Raw genomic sequence first — 3,163 nt, forward strand, 5'->3', positions numbered from 1 at the left:
TGCGCTGGCCTGCGTCCTGTACGAATGCCTGACCGGCAGCCCGCCCTATCGTGCCGACAGTGCGACAACGCTGGTGACGGCGCACCTGATGGACCCGGTCCCCCAGGTCAGCGCCGCACGCGCGGGCATCCCGAAGGGTTTCGACGCCGTCATCGCCCGCGGCATGGCCAAGAAACCCGAGGACCGCTACGCCAGCGCCGGCGACTTCGCGCGGGCAGCGCACGACGCGTTGAGCGACCCCGATCAGGACCACGCCGAGGACATCCTGCGGCGCAGCCGCGAATCGACAATGCCCGGCACCGCGGTGACACCGTCGGTGCCCACCGGCAGCCCGCCGCCTCCGCAGTACTCGCCACCTCCCGCCTACGGCGACGCGATCGGCTCCGGCCCGCTGCAGCGGCAAACACCGACTAATGCGCCGTCATGGGCTCCGGCGAGCGGCCCGATCCCGTCGAGCGGCCCGATTCCCGCCCAGGGCCCGCCCACCCAGGCGCCGCAGTACTTCCAGAGCGGCGGCTGGGGCGGCACGCCTCCCGGCACTACGCCGCCCCAGCAACCAGGCGTCCCGCCGGCGTGGAACCAGGGCGGGCCGCCGCCGGGCGGCAAGCGCAATCCGTGGCCCATCATTGCCGGGGTCGCAGCACTGGTCGTGGTGCTCCTCGTCGCCGGCATCGGCATCTGGCTGGTCACCCGGAAGGACGATTCCAAGAAGGCGGACGAGCCGTCGACCACCTCGGTCCCCAGCTCCGGCAGGTCTACCACCGCCAAGAGTTCCCCCGCGACGACCACTCCGGGCGGCGACCCACAGAGCAAGCTGCTGTCGATGCTGCCCTCGGGCTATCCCTCCGGTACGTGCACGACGACAACGCCCAAGCCCAACAGCGTGTGGACCGGCACCGTCGCCATGGTCGACTGCGGGCAGAACACCAATCAGGGTGGTCCAAGCCGCGCGATCTATGGGCTGTTCCCCAATGTCGATGCGCTGAAGCAGGCTTTCAACGACGACATCGCCGCGGTCGAGCTTTCCAACTGCCCCGGGGAAGGGCCGTCGCCCGACGGCTGGCACTACGACCGGGACCCCACGGTCACCGCCGGCATGATCGCTTGCGGCACCTACAAGAACCACCCGAACGTCATCTGGAGCAACGAGGGCAAGCTCATGCTCAGTGACGTTTTCGGTGATCCCGCGACCCTGGAGGACCTGCACAACTGGTGGGCCAAGTACGGCTGACCGGGGCCGACAGGCCGGTCGTCGAATAGCGAACCCACGAGTGCAATGTTCAAGCCGCGCAACGCTTTTGGATCGCAACGATGACCGGGCCGCCGGACTCGCGGGCGGGCGCACAGTTCGGGCCGTACCACCTGAAACGGCTGCTTGGCCGCGGGGGCATGGGCGAGGTCTACGAGGCTGAGCACTCGGTCAAAGGGTGGACCGTGGCTGTCAAGCTGATGTCGGAGACCGTGAGCAGCGACCCGGTATTTCGCGAGCGGATGAAGCGTGAGGCCCGCATCGCGGGGCGACTGCAGGAACCGCACGTGGTACCGATCCACGACTACGGCGAAATCGACGGGCAGATGTTTCTGGAGATGCGCCTCATCGAGGGCACCGACCTGGACGACATGCTCACCCGCTACGGCCCGCTGCCCGCTCCCCGGGCGGTGGCCATCGTCACCCAGATCGCCTCGGCACTCGACGCCGCCCATGCCGCCGGGGTGCTGCACCGTGACGTCAAGCCGCCCAACGTCCTGGTCACCCGCGACAACTTCGCCTATCTGGTCGACTTCGGCATCGCGAGCGCCAACACCGACGAGAAGATCACCCAATTGGGTACGGCGGTGGGCACCTGGAAATACATGGCCCCCGAACGGTTTACCAATGACGCCATTACGCACCGCGCCGACATCTACGCGTTGGCGTGCGTGTTGTTCGAGTGCTTGACCGGGAGCGCGCCCTACCCTTCCGACCACGCCGGCGTGCTGATCAGCGCGCACATGAACAACCCCATCCCGCGACCCAGCGCGGCAGGACCACACGTTCCAAGGTCCCTGGACGCGGTCATCGCCCGCGGCATGGCCAAGAAACCGGCGGGCCGCTATGCCAGCGCCGGTGAATTGGCCCGGGCAGCGCACCAGGCCCTCAGCCACCCCGACCAGGACTACGCCGCTCAGATCGTGCGCCGCAGCCAGGAGTGCGCCATACCGGACGAATTCATCAACCGTCCACCCCCGCAACCGTTTTCACGTCCCGATCCGGCCCGTCCCGGGCCCGGACGCTCCCCCGCACCGGGTCCGGCCGGGCACCATGCCGGCCCGCCGCGTCCCGGACCATCGCCGGCCGGCCCAGGGCCCGGCCGGCCGCCGGGCCCGCCACTTCAGCCGCCGCCGCAACCGTTGCCCGGGCCGTGGCATCCCGCCAACCCACCCCCGGCGGTGCGCGCCCGCAACCCGTGGCCGATCGTCGCCGGGGTCGCCGGGGTCATCCTGGTCCTCATGCTGGGTGCCCTCGGCATCTGGGCCGCCACCAAACACGACGACCACGCCGGGGCCGACAGATCACGGACCACCACCACCCGGCCGTCCACTGCGACCGGATCGCGGACCACCACAACGGCTCCGCCGTCGTCAAGCGCTCCACCGGTGGCACAGGCCCGGCTGATGGGCCTGCTGCCTTCCGGTTATCCCGCCGGGTCGTGCACGACGGACACCAAGACGATGCCGGGCGCCCTGGTGTCGGTGTCGTGTGGGCAGAACACCGATGCCAACGGCCCGCGGCTGTCGGCCTACGGGCTGTTTCCCGACGTGCCATCGCTGAAGAAGGCCTTTACCGCATTCACCACCACCTTCACCATCCAGCAGTGCCCGGGCGGGAAGGTGTCTCCGGGCAACTGGTGGCACACCCAGGACCCGAAAACGGTCCTGGGCCAGATGGCTTGCGGGATCTACCAGGGCAACGACCCACAGGTGATGTGGAGCAACGAGCAGACCCTGGTGTACTCACTCGTCGGCGGGAAGCAGCAGGTTCCCAATCTCGACCAGCTGTATAAATGGTGGGCCAAACACTCGTGACCCGGTGGCCGTAGCGCTTCGGATGAGTGATGATTCGGGCGGTTTGGTTGGTGTAGCGGAGGCGTGGGATGGATGAGTTGGTGGGGTTGCGGGTGCG

Annotated in this window: 2 protein-coding genes; both read left to right on the top strand. The window is 68.7% G+C overall.

Annotated elements, in window-relative coordinates; genetic code table 11:
• The coding region (locus AC5Y7D_RS30700; RefSeq protein ID WP_499929926.1) for a serine/threonine protein kinase at positions 1-1,231 on the top strand (1,231 nt) is incomplete at its 5' end.
• An 80-nt stretch (positions 1,232-1,311) separates the two neighbouring features.
• Complete coding sequence (locus AC5Y7D_RS30705; RefSeq protein WP_499929928.1) at positions 1,312-3,066, top strand: serine/threonine-protein kinase; 1,755 nt, start codon at positions 1,312-1,314, stop codon at positions 3,064-3,066.
• Positions 3,067-3,163 lie beyond the last annotated feature (97 nt).

Source organism: Mycobacterium sp. NGS49 (assembly GCF_059812565.1).

Coding starts and splice junctions, on each gene's coding strand:
- AC5Y7D_RS30705 (WP_499929928.1), top strand. CDS start 1,312: ATGACCGGGCCGCCGGACTCGCGGGCGGGCGCACAGTTCGGGCCGTAC.